14 protein-coding genes are annotated in these 15,642 nt (G+C 55.5%); all 14 read left to right on the forward strand.

Annotated features, from left to right (window positions below):
• Positions 1 to 23 precede the first annotated feature (23 nt).
• The 14 genes from CEE69_RS11595 (at position 24) to CEE69_RS11675 (ending at position 15,586) form a co-directional block, all read left to right on the forward strand.
• Positions 24 to 392: an RND transporter gene (locus tag CEE69_RS11595; RefSeq protein ID WP_099261001.1), complete on the forward strand. Its 369-nt coding sequence runs from the start codon at positions 24 to 26 to the stop codon at positions 390 to 392.
• 463 nt (positions 393 to 855) lie between these two features.
• Complete coding sequence (locus CEE69_RS11605; protein WP_233215152.1) at positions 856 to 1,212, forward strand: heavy-metal-associated domain-containing protein; 357 nt, start codon at positions 856 to 858, stop codon at positions 1,210 to 1,212.
• Between the two features lie 831 nt (positions 1,213 to 2,043).
• Positions 2,044 to 2,349, forward strand: a complete 306-nt coding sequence (locus tag CEE69_RS11610) for a hypothetical protein (RefSeq protein ID WP_233215153.1) — start codon at positions 2,044 to 2,046, stop codon at positions 2,347 to 2,349.
• A gap of 113 nt (positions 2,350 to 2,462) precedes the next feature.
• Positions 2,463 to 3,965, forward strand: a complete 1,503-nt coding sequence (locus CEE69_RS11615) for a PP2C family protein-serine/threonine phosphatase (RefSeq protein WP_390179971.1) — start codon at positions 2,463 to 2,465, stop codon at positions 3,963 to 3,965.
• Positions 3,962 to 4,207: a BON domain-containing protein gene (locus tag CEE69_RS33640; protein ID WP_063825903.1), complete on the forward strand. Its 246-nt coding sequence runs from the start codon at positions 3,962 to 3,964 to the stop codon at positions 4,205 to 4,207. The genes CEE69_RS11615 and CEE69_RS33640 overlap by 4 nt, the downstream gene beginning before the upstream one ends.
• A gap of 20 nt (positions 4,208 to 4,227) precedes the next feature.
• Positions 4,228 to 4,677, forward strand: coding sequence for a thioredoxin family protein (locus CEE69_RS11625; protein WP_233215155.1), 450 nt, complete (start codon positions 4,228 to 4,230; stop codon positions 4,675 to 4,677).
• Positions 4,674 to 5,306 (forward strand): cation transporter, encoded by a 633-nt coding sequence (locus CEE69_RS11630; protein WP_007340599.1) that lies wholly within the window; start codon positions 4,674 to 4,676, stop codon positions 5,304 to 5,306. Before CEE69_RS11625 ends, CEE69_RS11630 begins: the two co-directional genes overlap by 4 nt.
• Positions 5,307 to 5,371: 65 nt before the next feature.
• Entirely contained in the window at positions 5,372 to 6,631 is a 1,260-nt protein-coding gene (locus CEE69_RS11635; protein WP_099260814.1) for a cytochrome P450, read from the forward strand.
• Positions 6,628 to 7,272 (forward strand): cation diffusion facilitator family transporter, encoded by a 645-nt coding sequence (locus CEE69_RS11640; RefSeq protein ID WP_233215156.1) that lies wholly within the window; start codon positions 6,628 to 6,630, stop codon positions 7,270 to 7,272. Before CEE69_RS11635 ends, CEE69_RS11640 begins: the two co-directional genes overlap by 4 nt.
• Positions 7,256 to 9,403: a heavy metal translocating P-type ATPase gene (locus tag CEE69_RS11645; protein WP_158230999.1), complete on the forward strand. Its 2,148-nt coding sequence runs from the start codon at positions 7,256 to 7,258 to the stop codon at positions 9,401 to 9,403. Before CEE69_RS11640 ends, CEE69_RS11645 begins: the two co-directional genes overlap by 17 nt.
• A gap of 1,139 nt (positions 9,404 to 10,542) precedes the next feature.
• The gene (locus tag CEE69_RS11655; protein WP_081611102.1) at positions 10,543 to 10,905 is read left to right on the forward strand and encodes a hypothetical protein; all 363 of its coding nucleotides are present in this window, start codon (positions 10,543 to 10,545) and stop codon (positions 10,903 to 10,905) included.
• Between the two features lie 43 nt (positions 10,906 to 10,948).
• Positions 10,949 to 13,342, forward strand: a complete 2,394-nt coding sequence (locus tag CEE69_RS11660) for a fused MFS/spermidine synthase (RefSeq protein ID WP_099260816.1) — start codon at positions 10,949 to 10,951, stop codon at positions 13,340 to 13,342.
• A 685-nt stretch (positions 13,343 to 14,027) separates the two neighbouring features.
• Positions 14,028 to 14,330 (forward strand): heavy-metal-associated domain-containing protein, encoded by a 303-nt coding sequence (locus tag CEE69_RS11670; RefSeq protein WP_199169857.1) that lies wholly within the window; start codon positions 14,028 to 14,030, stop codon positions 14,328 to 14,330.
• A gap of 101 nt (positions 14,331 to 14,431) precedes the next feature.
• Positions 14,432 to 15,586 carry an ABC transporter permease gene (locus CEE69_RS11675; protein ID WP_099260819.1) on the forward strand — a complete coding sequence of 385 codons (1,155 nt, stop codon included), beginning with the start codon at positions 14,432 to 14,434 and terminating at the stop codon, positions 15,584 to 15,586.
• Positions 15,587 to 15,642: the final 56 nt, after the last annotated feature.

Genomic DNA, 15,642 nt, shown 5'->3' on the forward strand with positions numbered 1-15,642 from the left:
GGCCAAGCCGAAGGAGATTGATTGTGAAGATGAATTGGATCAAAGATTTTCGTGGACTGTCGCTGGCCGGATTGGCCGCTGCCGCCGTGGTGTTGGCCGGTTGCAGCAAGAGCGATGTCGTCACTGAACCCGGTAGTTCCGAACCGGTGGCGGCAACGAATGTGGATCACAGCCACGGCGGTTGGTGGTGCGTCGAGCATGGTGTTCCCGAAGGCGATTGCGCCCTGTGTGACAAAACGCTGGTGTCGAAGTTCAAAGAGGATGGCGATTGGTGTGATGAACACGACCGCCCCGAATCGCAGTGTTTCATTTGCAGCCCCAAGCGTTTCGATAAGTTCGCAGCGACTTACGAAGCCAAGACGGGTCACAAACCACCGCAACCAACAGAGTAGGCATGTCAAGGCAATCGCCAAAAAGAAACGCCTGAGTCGGGGATTGCGACGCGTCACGACCATGTCGTTCGCTACGTTTCTGCTCGTTCAGCCCGGCTGCATGTGTGGATGTTCTGTGCCCCACCGGATGGCTTGCATTTCGCAAGCCTGCTGCGATGGCGATTGTTTGAACATTTCCCCGACAGAGAACAGTGAGGATTCAACCGTGCCCTTGGCGAAAGTTGAAACCTCGACCCATCCACGCCGATAGCCATTTGATCGTAGTGGCCGGGGGGAAAACAGTAGCGCATTTGACCAGCCCGCTGAGTCGCTCGCCCCCAGCCACGTTTTTTTGCTCCGCCCTTTTTCCCACTCACCGACCCCATTCCCCATAACCAAGGAGATCGCCATGTGACACCTCGCCCCCATCCGAAAGGACCGACCACTTGAAAGTTAATGTTTGTTACCTGAAAGGAATCTGAAAATGTACCGTACCTCCCTTTGCCTTGCCCTGACGTTCGCCGCTGCCCTTTGCATGACGGCCCAAAGCCGCGTTGCCAATGCCGCCGATGCGGTCGGCGCTTCGACGACCAAAACCACCATCACCTTAAAAGTTCTCACCTGTGAGAGCTGTGCCAAAAAGGTGGCGGCCAAGTTGTCGGAAGTTCGTGGCGTCGGCGGCATCAAAACGGACGTCAAGTCCAAGACTGCGATCGTTGTCCCCATCGGTGGCGCCACCCTATCGCCGCGGCAGTTGTGGGAAGCGATTGAGAAAGCTGGTAAGGAGCCCGTAAAGCTTGAAGGGCCGAGCGGAACGTTCACGTCCAAACCGAAGCAATAGTCTTCAGTTTGAATGAATCGAGTAGCCGCTAGTGCTGGATTTGCACCCAGTTCCGGCGGCTTTTCCAGATTGCTCACGCAGTCGCACCGAACCACTGTCACCCTTCCCGAAGAATTCAGATGAACTAAATCAGACGCTCCCGGCGTCCATGACCACACGAAATGACCACGTCCAGTACTGAAATCGAATCCGTTTCGTTGCGATCCAACGCAATCATTCCAAGGCATCTGAATTGAACGCAATTTGCATTTTATCGTTCTCTCGCATCGTGCTCGTCATAGTGCTGATCAGTGGTTGCCTCTTGGCGACGCTGGGCGTGAATGCGTGTGAGGCGTGTGGCGACATCTGTTTCCAATCGGCGTCGACCTGCACGGGTTCATGCTGCGACACGGATGTGACCGACTCGAACGGCCCCGGTCGTTGTCCGTGCCGTTGTTGTGAAAAGGCAGCTTACTTTTGGCTGGGCTGGCCTGGTTCCAATCGAATCCAATTCGATCTCAGTTCGCTCTTGTTCCCACCGACAAGGGGTAACCATCTCGACCCTGACCTACTTCAGACGCCGTCGTTGAGAATCGGTTTGCTGCAAAGTCAACGATATGAATCTTCCAAGGACCTTTGCTCTCGACTGTCTCGGTATTTGATCTGATGGTTTTTCTTGAACAGAAAATTGATCCGTCATCTTTTATCGTCCAGGAAAGCAATTCAATGGAAACTATACCCCGACAATCAGACCGAGCCTCGTTGCCGACTTGTAACGGCGCCAAAAACCCAGCGTACGATCGTATGTCCCTGCTGCTTTGTGTTCAAGACAAATCACGACGGACTCAGTACGTGAATCATCTCATCGCGTCCGGCTATTTGGTCACTGAATCCGGCGATGGTTTGACGTGCCTTGAACACTTGCGAACCAACAAGTTTGCGGTGCTTGTTACGGAGATCAATCTGCACTGGGGACAGGGTGATGGCGTGATCGAAGTGATGACGGACGACAAGGCCATCGAGACGATCCCAACGGTTCTACTTGATTTCCTACAGGTCTCTTTTTCTGACGATGGTGCGGTTCATCTGTCGAATCCACTCAGTAGCGAAGAACTGGTGAGGGTTGTTGATCAACGAGTAGCGAGGGTCCAAGGATGAAAGCGATATCACGACAACCGAAGTGGTCCCTATCAACTGCGACACTACTACTGATCGCCGTCAATGGTCCTCTGGTACTGCTGGTGGCAATACTTGCGGTACTTGACCATCGAATGGAGATGAAACGCGCTACCAGCGAACGAAGTGAAGCGCTCAGCGAGCAAGCGTCTCTGATCGGCAACGCGCTGCTGGTAATGGACAAGTCACCGAACGCGCAAACGATTGAGCGATTGCTTGCTGGCAGCTATTCAGATTCCTCGCAACAGGAACGGGCGCAGCGATGGATCAACATTGTTTGGAACGATCAAGATTTGCAGTACTATGCCGATTCAAACATGAATCTCTTTGCGGATTCGGATTCGGATTCGGATTCGGATTCGGATTCGGATTCGGAGTCGGAGTCGGAGTCGGAGTCGGAGTCGGAGTCGGAGTCGGAGTCGGAGTCGGAGTCGGAGTCGGAGTCGGAGTCGGGTCGCGCGCAGACGGCTTGGGAGGATTCGGGTGAAGTTGCGGTCGTCGGTGATTTCGCGACTGGGCCGGTTCGCGTCGAGATTTCTGAAAGGGCGGCCGATGTCCGCCGTGCGATTCGCAAGGAGATCATCATTCACCTGCTGAGTCTGCTTAGCCTTGCCACAGTCGCAACCGTCCTGGTGAACCTCGCCCTGGTTCGACTGATTGTTAAGCCAACACGTTTGCTGGTCAGCGCCGTGCAGCGGATCAGCGAAGATCGTTTGGCCGTTCCGAGAATTAAATGCCTCAGCCGCGAGTTAAATACTCTTGGCCAATCCATTGCCGAAATGAGCGAATCGCTTGCGAACACGGAGCAAAGGCGGGCCTTGGACATGAGCCGGGCCGAGAGGATACAGAGACATCTTTTGCCGCAGTCGCCGACCGTTCCCGGACTGACAATTTCGACACACTATCAGCCCGCGGAGGACGTTGCTGGAGATATTTACGGAGTCGTCGCAATGCCGGACGATATCTGGCTGATTTACATCACCGATCTTGTTGGCCACGGCATTCCGGCAGCGATGAATGCCTCTATTTTGAAAATGCTATTCGACACGGCGTCGATGCGTGGTGGAAGTCCGGGCGAAGTGCTGCAGCGTGTCAATGTGATGTTGCCCGGCTACCTGATGGACAGTGAATTCGCCACCGCCGCTGTACTGCGTTGGGACCCTGCGACTGGGCGTCTGCAACTCGCCAGCGCGGGACACGAACCCGTCACGTTGCTTTCAAAGGACGGCACCTCGTCACTTGAGTCGACCGGTCTACCTTTGGGAATTGACACTGACTCACGATGGAAGACCACGGAACATTGGCTACAAAAAGGCGACCGGCTGTTGATGGCCACCGATGGTGTGGCCGAGTCGCACAACGTGAATGAGCAACAGTTCGGACGAGGCAGGATCTCGGAGATATTCGCAGGGAGTGTGAATGAACCGCTCGACGATTCCCTAAACCGGCTGGTCGGCGAACTTGGACAGCATGCAGGTAACCTACCGCCGGATGACGATGTAACGATCCTGGCTTTGGAGTGTAATTCGGTCGGTGGACAGCGATTAGAGGTTTCTCATCCGAATCACCTACGGATTGTGCGTGAGGCGGTCGCGTGAGGTGCCAATTGGCGGAGAGAGTCGAGAAAGCGTTGGTCAAGTTTGGTTTTTCGGAGGTCAAGGCGTCATGTGATTGCACTGGCGACGTTGAAATAACCGGAACCGTGGCAAATCCGAACGACCGCGCGCTTGCATGTGCGGTCGTTCGTACAACACCCGGTGTCCGCACTTTCTCGGCCAAGATCACAGTGTCGGAAAGTGAGTTCGTTCGAGCTAAGGAAGGCAATCATCGAGTTTCGTGAACCAAATACGAATTAGAAACATGCGAAAAATCTGCCTATTAACGTTTGGCGTCTTGTCGGTTGCGATGTTCGGTTGCGACCGTAGCGAGTCGCCGTCGGCGAACGAGAAAGTTCGACGGAACGGAGTTACCCCCGCCCAGTTGACCGACGCCAACTTTCAACGCGAAGTCATCGAGTCCGAGCTTCCCGTCTTGGTCGACATGTGGGCACCGTGGTGCCAGCCCTGCATCGCCATGAAACCGACGATTCGTGAACTCGCGGCGGAATTATCCGGTGAAGCCAAAGTCGCGGAAGTGAATATCGAGGAAAACCCCTTCATCAAGGAAAAGTACAACATCGACAAATACCCGATGCTGCTGATTTTTGTGGATGGAAAAGAAGCAGAACGTCTGGTCGGGTTGAAATCGAAAAAATATTTGAACGATGCGCTCCAGGTCTACATCCGCGATCAAACGAGAGCCGAGCGATGAGCAACGTCGAGAAGCGTCAAGACGATCACGAAGACGGAGATGAGCGTCGAACGCTCATTTGGGTGCTGCTCATTAATTTCTCTCAGGCATTACTGGCGGGGGTCGTCGGCTTCATCGCTCAGTCAACAGGATTGTTAGGCGCGGGGCTGGATAACCTCGGCGACTCGTTTGTCTATTTCGCTAGTCTGTACGCGGTAGGCCGTTCAGCGACCGCCAAATCACGAGTCGCCAAACTATCGGGCATTTTACTGGTTGCCATGGCCATCGGCTTAGTGGCCGACGTGATACGCCGATTCATTTCCGGCTCCGAGCCTGTGGGCTGGGCAATGATCGTCGTAGCAATCATCAACGCTACGACCAACCTAGTGTGCCTACGACTGCTTCGCTCACATCGAGATGAGGGGGTTCATCTCAATGCCTCATGGATTTTCACAACTAATGACATGATCGCCAACCTTGGCATCGTGCTATCCGGTATTGCCGTCATTTTCTTTCAGTCACAAGTTCCCGATTTGGTGATCGGAGTGATTGTCGCCGGAATTGTAGTCAAGGGTGGTTTTGAGATTTTGTCCAACGCAAAAGAGGCCAAGCAAAGCGATTCGGCGGAATCGGCAGCGACGGAAAAGTGATTTCAACTGCAAGCAAGTGAACGAACGAACACAAGTGAAGCCTATTGACACATCGAGGACGAAACATGACCCAAATGCCCAACAATACTTTTTTCGACGACACGTTTGCTCTTGCCCGCGATCCCTATCGTTTTATCTCCAAGCAATGTGAACGACACGGCTCGGATGCGTTCGAGACTCGTTTGCTTTTGCAAAAGGTAATCTGCTTGCGAGGCGAGGAAGCCGCTAAGGCGTTTTACGACACCTCGCGTTTCTCCCGCGTCAGTGTCGCTCCGTCGCGAATCGCCAAGACGCTGTTCGGTCGCGGCGGGGTGCAAGGCATGGACGGCGAGGCCCACCGCCATCGCAAGATGATGTTCATGTCGTTGCTGACCGAAGACAAGATCGGTGGGCTGACGCAGCTTGCTCGCGAGATCTGGACTCGTCGAGTCTTGCAATGGTCACGCATGGATCAGGTCGTGCTTTACCGACAGGCTCAGGAGGTTCTCACCGAAGCGGTTTGTCAGTGGGCGGGCGTGCCGCTCGATCCGGCCGATGTGGATCGAAGGACCAGAGAGCTGGCAGCCCTTTTCGACTTTGCGGGCAGCATCGGTCCAAAGCATTGGTGGGCAAGGATCGCACGCAAACGCAACGAAGCTTGGTTGCGCGGAATTGTCAAACAGATTCGCAGCGGAACCTACGACCCGCCCGAGGACACCGCCGCGTTCATCGTCGCCAACCATCGCGATCTTGATGGGAACTTGTTGGACGCTCAGATCGCTGCGGTCGAGCTAAATAACATCCTGCGTCCAACCGTTGCGGTTTCGGCTTACATCGTCCATTGTGCGCACGCCTTGAACGAGCATCCTGTGATTCGCGAACAACTTCGCGATGGCTCCCCGGATGATTTGCATTGCTTTGTGCAGGAGGTCCGGCGTTACTATCCATTCTTTCCGTTTGCCGGAGCAAAGGTGAAAGAATCATTCGCGTGGCACGGTTACCACTTTCCGAGCGGTCGGAAGGTGCTGCTGGACCTATACGGCACCAACCATGATCCACGTCCTTGGGACCAGCCAGAATCGTTCAGACCATCCCGTTTTCGCGAATGGGACGGGAATCCATTCACCTTGATACCTCAAGGCGGCGGCGATCACTTCCAGAACCACCGCTGCCCCGGCGAATGGATCGCGATCGAGCAGATGAAGGCGGCCACCGACGTGCTCGTCAACGGATGCAGCTACGAGATCCCGGAACAGGATTTGCAAATTGCAATGGATCGACTTCCCGCCATTCCCGCTGACCACTTTGCCATGACGAATATCCGGCCCCTGGAAAGAACTGAATGAGCGATGAACGAAATAAATTGATTCGCAAAGGCCGCAATGTCGAGATTGCCAGCCTGATCTACAACATCACCGAAGTGGCCATCTCACTGACGGCCGGGTTCATGACAGGCAGTTCTGCATTGATCAGTTGGGGTGTCGATAGCGTCGTCGAAGGGAACTCCGCCGCGTTCATGATTTGGCGTTTGCACGGAGAACAACAGGGAATTAGTGCACGGGATATACGAAAGCGAAAGAAGATCGCGCTTAGTGTGCTGTCGGGTGCCTTCACGATCGCCGTGCTGTTCATCTGCTACGAGGCGATCAGCAAGTTCATCAGTCAAGAAACTGCGTCGATGTCGTGGTGGGGCATTGGCATCTTGCTGGTGTCGTTGGTCGTCAACCCGATGCTGGCATGGGGCAAGTATCGCTACGGCAAGAAGACCGATTCGGCGACTCTGAAATACGACGCCATTGACACGATGATCTGCGAGTACCAAACCGTTGTCGTGCTGATCGGCATCGGTCTGGTGCAGTGGCAAGGTTGGTGGTGGGCCGATCCGGTGGCTGCACTGCTGATCGTTCCCTATGTGGCTTGGGAAGCCTACGAGTCTGGACGCGACGCATGGCAAGTTCAAATCGACGAGGATGACAACGATGAGTGATGAAAACAACATGGAACTGAAAATCCTCGGCATGGATTGTGCCGAGGAAGTTGCGCTGATCAAACGTGAATTGGTGCCGTTGCTCGGTGGTGATGAGCGGTTGGGTTTCGACTTGCTCAGTGGTCGACTAACTGTCGACCTCGATGGCGTTGACGTTACTTCCGGTGACGTGTTGGCGGCGATCGAGCGAACCGGATTAAGGGCCGAGACGTGGGAGAACGCGCAACAGTCCCCCGACAATCAATCGTTCTGGGCAAGCCATCAACGCGCGATCATGACCGCGATCAGCGGTGCTTTCGGCGGGATCGGGCTGGTGATTCATTTGCTCTCGGGCGGCTTCGATGAGGCCGTCGCAACGCCCGCGATCGTTTGCTACCTGATCGGAATTCTGGCCGGGCTGTATTTGGTGCTACCGAAAGCTTGGCGAGCACTGGTCACCTTGCGGCCTGACATGAATTTGCTGATGTCGGTCGCGGTGATCGGAGCGATCGCGATCGGCGAGTGGTTTGAGGGAGCGGCGGTCGCATTCTTATTCTCGCTGTCGTTACTGCTGGAATCATGGAGTATCGGTCGGGCGAGACGGGCAATCGCTTCATTGATGGACCTGACGCCGCCGGTCGCACACTTGAGAGACGAATCCGGAGAAGTCCGCGACGTTGTACCTGCCGACGTTCCGATCGGATCGACGCTAGTCATTCGTCCGGGCGAGAAAATACCGCTCGATGGTGAAGTCACCGTGGGCAATAGCGACGTCAATCAAGCACCGATCACCGGCGAAAGCGTGCCGGTCGAAAAGCAGGTCGGTAGTGAAGTGTTCGCCGGAACAATCAACGGTGACGGCTTGCTGGAAATGCGAAGCACCAAAGCGGCTGAAGACACGACGCTGGCCCGCATCATTCAGATGGTAGGCGACGCCGGATCGAAACGCGCGCCGTCCGAAAAGTGGGTCGAGAAGTTTGCGGCGGTATACACCCCGGTGGTGATGGCGGTCGCGTTATTGATGCTGTTGATTCCGACGTTGCTACTCGGGCAGCCTTGGTCGGTTTGGATCTATCGGTCGCTCGTGTTGTTGGTCATCGCCTGCCCATGTGCATTGGTCATCTCAACACCGGTGTCGGTCGTCGCATCGCTGGCCGCCGCTGCACGCAATGGCGTGTTGGTTAAAGGGGGCGTGTTCATCGAGCTACCTGGTAAGCTGGTCGCGATCGCGATGGATAAGACCGGGACGCTAACAAAGGGTGCTCCCGAAGTCATCGACGTCGTTCCGATGAACGGCCACGACGAAGAAGAATTGCTGACGCGTGCCGGAGCATTGGAACTCAATAGCAACCATCCGCTCGCACGAGCCATTGTTGATGAGACCAAGAAACGCGGCATGACCATGCCGCCAGCCGAATCGTTCGAGACGATTCAAGGTAAAGGGGCAACCGGAGTCATTGACGGAAAAACCTATTGGCTCGGTTCGCATCGTTATCTTGAACAACGCGGACAGGAAACCCTGGAAGTTCGTCAGCAGCTCGAAGCGATGCAGGAGGCCGGACGAACCGTGGTTGTGATCGGCAATGACGAGCACGTCTGTGGTTTCATCACGCTAGCCGACGCCATCCGAGACGAGACCCGCGAGGCAATCAAGACGTTGCACCAAGTCGGCATCAAGCGGATCGTCATGCTGACCGGCGACAACGAGGGCACCGCCAAAGCGATCGGCAAAGAGTCCGGTATCGACGAAGTCCATGCGGAGTTGTTGCCTGAAGACAAAGTCGCGGAGGTCGAAGAACTCGTTTCGCGATACGAGCATGTTGCGATGATCGGCGATGGCGTGAATGACGCACCCGCACTAGCCCGGGCTTCATTAGGACTCGCGATGGGAGCGGCGGGAAGCGACGCCGCGATTGAAACAGCCGACATTGCCCTCATGTCCGACGACCTGTCGAAGCTGCCTTGGCTGATCGAACACTCGCGACGAACGCTGTCCGTCATTCGCCAGAATATCTGGTTCTCTTTGGCAATCAAAGCTTTGTTCGTCGTGCTGACCTTGGCGGGAGTGGCATCGCTGTGGGCAGCCATCGCCGCCGACATGGGAGCTTCACTGCTGGTGATCGCCAATGGATTACGGTTGCTCCGCAGTTGAATCAATTCAACCATTTCGATCGACTTCGGCTGACATAGAAACGGAAGAATCAAAATGACGGTGGTGGACCGTCCATTTTGATTGGTTCCTGCTGGCCTTGCGAGTCGTTGGACGGGGATACGTTGCGACTCGGTGCCGGTCGAGAGTGAAGGTCGGACGGAGTTTCTCGCGGTCCTGGACTAGGTCGCGAAAGCGTTGGCGGCGGAATGTAGCGGGCGTCATTGGGCTGGCGCGGTGCGGCGTGTGAGTGTCCAGCATGATCGTGACCCGAATGGTTGTGTCCCGCGTGGTTGTGGCTGTCGAATGTGTTTTGGTCTGGAGCGTTTGGCTGTAGTGGGGTTTGCGAGTCGGGATGGCGCGTCGCGGGCGATGGTGACAGGCGAGGTCCAATGGGATGAGCGTAGGTGGATGGCGGTTCGTGGAGACTGGCAAAGTTTCGTGCGTCGTGCGGGCAGTGGATGGCATTCGGGCACCCGCCGAAGTGCGCGTCCGTGGTGGCATGTCCGTAGGCGAGTGGTTCCTGAAACCCGCAATCATTGCCAATCGGCTCGATGGAGCGATGGATGACTTCAGGTTCATCCATCAAGACTCCGTGGTCCCAATGCGAATGGCTGTAGAATTGGTGCGGGGTAGCGAGATGAGAATGTGGCGAGTGATAGTGCCCGTAGCGGTATGGGGCATCATCGAATTGCGCCTGCACGACCGATGTTGATGAGACGGTCAGAATAATCACACTCGTGAGGACCATTGAGTTAAAAAATCGAGGCATCTTCATTCCTTCGGGTTGTGAGATTTGGGATCTCTCAAAACAAGGCAACCACCATGCCGCCAGCGAGCTGTCGCCACGTCGGTAAGCAGCGGCCTCGTGCCAAAGTACGGAAAACTCGCCTCCAGATTCCATCCAGAATAAATTTGCGGTGTGCGTCTCGCAAATCAAAGATGGTCTGAAGCGACATCATATCGACAACCGCGTGCCGTCAATTCGATGACGCTCTTCGGAGGCAAGAGGCGGCTCGATGTCGTGAAACACGGGGAAAACGCTTCTATTCATTGTTTGGCACGGACTTCGCCTCCCTTTATTTGAGCAAAACAATGGTTCGTTTTGCGAAAGCGAACTCCCCCCCTGAAGGAACTGAAAAATGAGAAATTGGAAAACTTGTGCGATCGCAGTGGTGGCGGTTACCGCGATCACGTTCGTTGGTCCTTCAACGGCTCGCGCCGACCACCATGGGCATTTCGGTGGCCACGGACATGTGGGTGGACATCATGGGCATTTCGGCGGTCATCATGTCGGTCATCACGGTGGATTCGGGCACCACGGAGGCGTGCAAGCTCTGCGTCCGGCGTTGCCATCGTATTCGTCGGGTTACTACGGTTACGGCGGTGGCTATTATGGCGGTGTTGGCACGTACGGAGTCCCGTTACAGCGAAGCTATCGAGTGGTTCAACCTCAGGTGCGACATCATCGCTGGCACCCGGGGCACTACCTATTCCATCATTAATAACAGGACGTATTTCGACGCGCGTCGCGACGATTGATCAAGGATGAAGCATGGAGCAAACAAGTCGATTCATCGCACCACGACGCTGCTGTATGGGTTGTTCCTGATTTCGGGAGCGACGACGCTGGTCTACGAAATTTCCTGGACCCGGCAGGCGGGGTTATTGTTCGGTCACACGGTGTTGGCTGGCAGCGTGGTGTTGGCGAGTTTGTTCTTCGGGCTTGCGATTGGATACGGCGTCGGTAGTCGGCTTTGTCAATTCGGACGTCCGCTGCGGTGGTTCGGCGGGTGTGAAATCATGGCGGCGGTTTGGGTGCTGCTTGTGCCATCGTTGTTCGACGCGCTGCAGTCGCCGGTGGTGCTTCGGTGGATGAACGGCGAGAGTCAGGCGTGGCAATGGTTCAGCCGCGCCGGTATCGGCATCACGATCTTTTTGCCCGCCACGATTGCACTCGGTGCGACGTTGCCATTGATGTCGCAAGCATTGACGCGCGTATTAGGCAATCCGTCGCGTAGCGCGGCGATTGGTTACGCTTGGAATACCGCCGGAGCGATGGCGGGAACACTGATTTGCACCTATCTGTTGCTGGTTCGAGTTGGCGTTAGCCGCAGTAGCTTCTGGGCGGCGGGCGTCGGAATCGGAATCGGTGTGCTTGCGATTGGTCTATCGCGGCGTGATGGTATGCCACCACTAAACCCTATCGGCGGCTCGGTGAAGGGGAGCCGCTCGGCGGGTCCGATTACGATGATGACGGTTGCGGGGCTGAGCGGCTTCATCACGTTGGCGCTCGAAATTCTTTACACGCGGCTCTTTTCACTGGTCTTTCATAACAGCACTTACACGTTCGGCAATGTTGTGGCGGTGTTCTTGCTGTCGCTGGCGTTGGGTTCGGCGATCGTCGCAAGGTTGGTCAGGCGAGTACGAGCGGAGACGATTCTGTTTTGGTGTGGCGTCTTCGGTGCGATCACTTGTTGCGTTACTTTGGCGTTGTTCGTCAATGTGACGAGGCTTGGTTATTATACGGCCGGTGACTCGTTCGTCGAACATTTGCTTCGCGGCTTTGCAATGGTGCTCGGTTTCATCGTTGTCCCCGTGACCGTTTGCGGGATGATCTTCCCTGCGACGTGGCAAGTTTTGAGCGATCGAGAGGCGACCGGGCGAGTCATCGGAACCTTGGCGATGGGCAACGCGATCGGAGCGGCGTTGGGGTCGCTTTCGGCCAGCTTCATTTTGCTGCCTACGATCGGATTATGGGGCGGATTTTTGACCGCGTCGGTGCTGTTGATCGCCGTGTCGATTTTGGCTTGGCCTCGGCGGCAACGATATTCGAGCGCGGCCGCATTGACGATCGGCGGGTTGTGCATCGCGATGACTGCGGTGGCGATGCCGTCTTGGTCGATGCTGGGGCGTGATTCCGACGAAGTTTTCATGACGCGGCGAGAGTCTGCTTATGGCTGGATCGACGTAACTCGCAGCAAAGAGCGCGATGCTTGGTACATCCGCCAGAATCTACACTACCGGCTCGGTGGCACCGGTGGAGATGCGATGCGGGAGCGGCGGCAAGCGAGGTTGCCGATGTTGTTGCATCCCGATCCGCAGGAGGTTCTGTTTCTCGGCATGGGCACCGGCGTCACCGCCGCTGGAGCGATTCATCATCAGGAAACCGAGCGGATTGAAATTGTCGAATTAATAGCCGATGTGACCGCTGCTGCACGGGAACTCGGCCATCGAAACGACCACGTCTTGGACAATGATCGCGTGCATGTGACGACGGATGATGCAAGGCATTTTCTATTGGGAACGGAACAGCGGTTTGATGTGATCGTTTCGGACTTGTTTGTGCCGTGGGAAAGTCAGACCGGGTACCTTTACACTCGCGAGCACTACGTTGCCGCGGCCGAGCATTTGAACGACGATGGACTGTTTTGCCTCTGGCTGCCGGTTTATCAGATGGGGCAGCGTGAGTTCACAATGATTGCCGACACGTTTGCGACCGTCTTCCCCGAGACCAGTTTGTGGTGGGGAAAGTTGGACCCGAGCAAACCGATCATTGGGCTCGTCGGTGCGATGCGACCGATTGAAATCGACGATTCGGCATTGGCGGCACGGCTCGAACGGCTCAACCGACTTCCCGGCGGCAACGATCCACAGGTTGCGAAATTAGACGATCTGCGACTTGCAGCGATTGGTGATTGGCCGATCCAAAACGTCGAACTGCTTAATCTGGACGAACATCCAAGGGTCGAATTTTGGACACCACAATCTTTGATGGCCGGCAAACTACTTCGGGGAGCCTGGTTCGCGAAGTTCTATGATGACGTGCTCGCCAAACTGCCGACGTCGGACGTTTCCATTGATTCGGGCAGTTTCTTGGGCGACGCTGCCGAAGTCCAAGAAGGTCGGCAAACGCAGCGTTTTCTATTGTTCGGACAGTAAGAAAGCCCAAGTTTGATGATCGGATGACCGATCATTGGTCTAGTCACAGACTTTTGTTCTAAGTAAAATCCGGCAATGTTCCGCTTCACTCTCACCATCGTATTGCTCGTCAGCTTGCTGGCTTGCCCGATTCGCTGTCTCGCCTGTCAGGCGAACAACTGCGGTGGTGACGTCCAGAAGTCCGCGTCGTGCGAATGCTGTTCGCACGATGCATCATCGCCTGAATCGCCTCCGTCGGGAGAATGCGATTGTCAAGATTGTCTATGTGATGGTGCAGTCGTTGAAGCTGGCGTCCAATCGCCAAGTCTCACGACAGTTTTCGTGGGATTCATTCCCGCGTCACTTCAGCCGGCAGGTTGTCTGTCGTCGATGCTTTCTGCTGCTGAGCATCAGCGGCTGAAGTCACCGAGTCCATTTTTCTGTGGCCGAAGTGCGCGCATTGCGTACCAGTCCTGGCTGATCTAGACGGATCATTCTCTTCGCAGGCGGGCTGAGTGAACGCACTCGGCCTCTGACGAAGATCGACTCTTTCTCCGTCTCTCTGTTTTGAATCTTTCATGGCTCGAAGTCTGCGCGCGACGTTCGCGCGTGATTGGGTCGTGTTGTCCGTGTGTGCCTTTCCAAAAGGAGTTTTGGCATGTTGAGTTTGTCCCGAAGAACCGGCCTCGTCGCCGGGGTCGTATTGATGGTCGCCTCTGTTTTGACGGCCTCGGTCGCGTCGAGTGCCGAGCGAGAAAAAACGAACACCGTGATGACGGTGGGCGAGATGTGTGGCGGTTGTGTGAAGAAGATCACCAAGCGTTTTGATGGTGTGGAAGGAATCGCCAAGGTGCAGTGCAGCATCGAAAAGCAATCCGTCACGTTGACCCCCAAAGACCGCGTTCGGCTCAGCCCGAAAGGTATCTGGGAGATCATGGAGAGCATCGGCAAAACGCCGACGAAGATGGTCACGCCAGAGGGGACTTTTACTTCCAAGCCGAAGAAATGAGGAATAGAGAATAGGGAATGAGGAATGGCAGTTGAGAAAACGACATTCCTCATTCCTCGCTTTCAAATCTTCACTCTTCAATCTCAAATCTCCAATTAAACATGCTTCTTCCCTGGGAATACGGTGTTCGTAATTTGGCTCGGCGGCCGATGCGGACGGCATTGACGCTCGTTGCGTTGGCAACGGTGGTGATGCTGGTCTTTGTCGTCGTCGGGTTCATCCGTGGTTTGGAGCAGTCGTTGACTGTGAGCGGAGATGAAGATGTCGTCTTGGTGTACTCCGTGAACTCGGAAGAGAACATCGAAAACTCGTCAATCGCCGCGCGGACTCCGTCTTTATTGACCGCCAGTTTGGACGGAGCCGTGAAGCGATTCGGGATCACGAACGTTTCGCCGGAGTTGTATTTGGGGACACGAGTGAAGACCAATGATGGCGACGGAGGTTTGGGGCTGGTCCGTGGCGTGACGTTGTCCGCTCCGCTGGTTCGCCGCCGCGTCAAGTTGATTGACGGGGATTGGCCAGGCGAAGGCGAGGTCATGGTGGGAAGGCTCGCGGCGGCCAAACTCGGTAGTTCGGACGATGCGATGGCGATCGGCCAGAGCGTTGAATTTGAAGGTCGCCAGTGGCAGATCAGCGGACGGTTTGCTGCAGGCGGTGCGGCCTACGAATCTGAAATCTGGTGCAAGCTCGGCGACTTTCAGACAGCTACCAAGAGACAAGATTTAAGCCTGGTGGCGATGTTGTTGTCGCCCCAAAGTTCGGCAGCCGAGGTCGAGTTGTTCTGCAAGGAACGCACCGACCTTGAGTTGCGAGCGAACCGAGAAACGGATTACTACGCATCGCTTCAACAGCACTACAAACCGGTGCGTTTGTTGGCGTGGTTCGTTGTTGTGCTGGTTTCGGGTGCCGGCATTTTTGCCGGATTGAACATGATGTACGGCGCGGTGGCTGGACGGATTCGCGAAATTGCGACGTTGCAAGCGGTCGGATATCGCCGTCGAGCGATCTTGATCAGTTTGGTTCAAGAAGGCGTTTTGTTGGCGGCAGCGGGATCGTTGCTGTCTGGCGTGATCGCACTGACGATGCTCAATGGCATGGCGGTGCGATTCACGATGGGTGCGTTCACGATACGCATCGACAGCGTGGCAATCCTAATCGGTTGCGGCGTTGGGTTGTTGTTGGGCGTCTTGGGTGCGTTACCCCCGGCGCTGAAAGCGTTGCGAGCCGAAGTCGCAACGAGTTTGAAAGCTGTTTGAATAAAAATAGGGAATGAGGAATAGAGAATGAGGAACGTGTTTCATTCTCGATTTCT

The sequence above is a fragment of the Rhodopirellula bahusiensis genome (genome assembly GCF_002727185.1).
In the GTDB taxonomy this organism is placed as follows: Bacteria; Planctomycetota; Planctomycetia; order Pirellulales; family Pirellulaceae; genus Rhodopirellula; species Rhodopirellula bahusiensis.

Bases quoted from the DNA above. Each gene is read 5' to 3' on its own strand.
- CEE69_RS11605 (WP_233215152.1), top strand. From the start codon at position 856: ATGTACCGTACCTCCCTTTGCCTTGCCCTGACGTTCGCCGCTGCCCTT.
- CEE69_RS11615 (WP_390179971.1), top strand. From the start codon at position 2,463: ATGGAGATGAAACGCGCTACCAGCGAACGAAGTGAAGCGCTCAGCGAG.
- CEE69_RS11625 (WP_233215155.1), top strand. From the start codon at position 4,228: ATGCGAAAAATCTGCCTATTAACGTTTGGCGTCTTGTCGGTTGCGATG.
- CEE69_RS11630 (WP_007340599.1), top strand. From the start codon at position 4,674: ATGAGCAACGTCGAGAAGCGTCAAGACGATCACGAAGACGGAGATGAG.
- CEE69_RS11635 (WP_099260814.1), top strand. From the start codon at position 5,372: ATGACCCAAATGCCCAACAATACTTTTTTCGACGACACGTTTGCTCTT.
- CEE69_RS11640 (WP_233215156.1), top strand. From the start codon at position 6,628: ATGAGCGATGAACGAAATAAATTGATTCGCAAAGGCCGCAATGTCGAG.
- CEE69_RS11645 (WP_158230999.1), top strand. From the start codon at position 7,256: ATGACAACGATGAGTGATGAAAACAACATGGAACTGAAAATCCTCGGC.
- CEE69_RS11655 (WP_081611102.1), top strand. From the start codon at position 10,543: ATGAGAAATTGGAAAACTTGTGCGATCGCAGTGGTGGCGGTTACCGCG.
- CEE69_RS11660 (WP_099260816.1), top strand. From the start codon at position 10,949: ATGAAGCATGGAGCAAACAAGTCGATTCATCGCACCACGACGCTGCTG.
- CEE69_RS11670 (WP_199169857.1), top strand. From the start codon at position 14,028: ATGGTCGCCTCTGTTTTGACGGCCTCGGTCGCGTCGAGTGCCGAGCGA.
- CEE69_RS11675 (WP_099260819.1), top strand. From the start codon at position 14,432: ATGCTTCTTCCCTGGGAATACGGTGTTCGTAATTTGGCTCGGCGGCCG.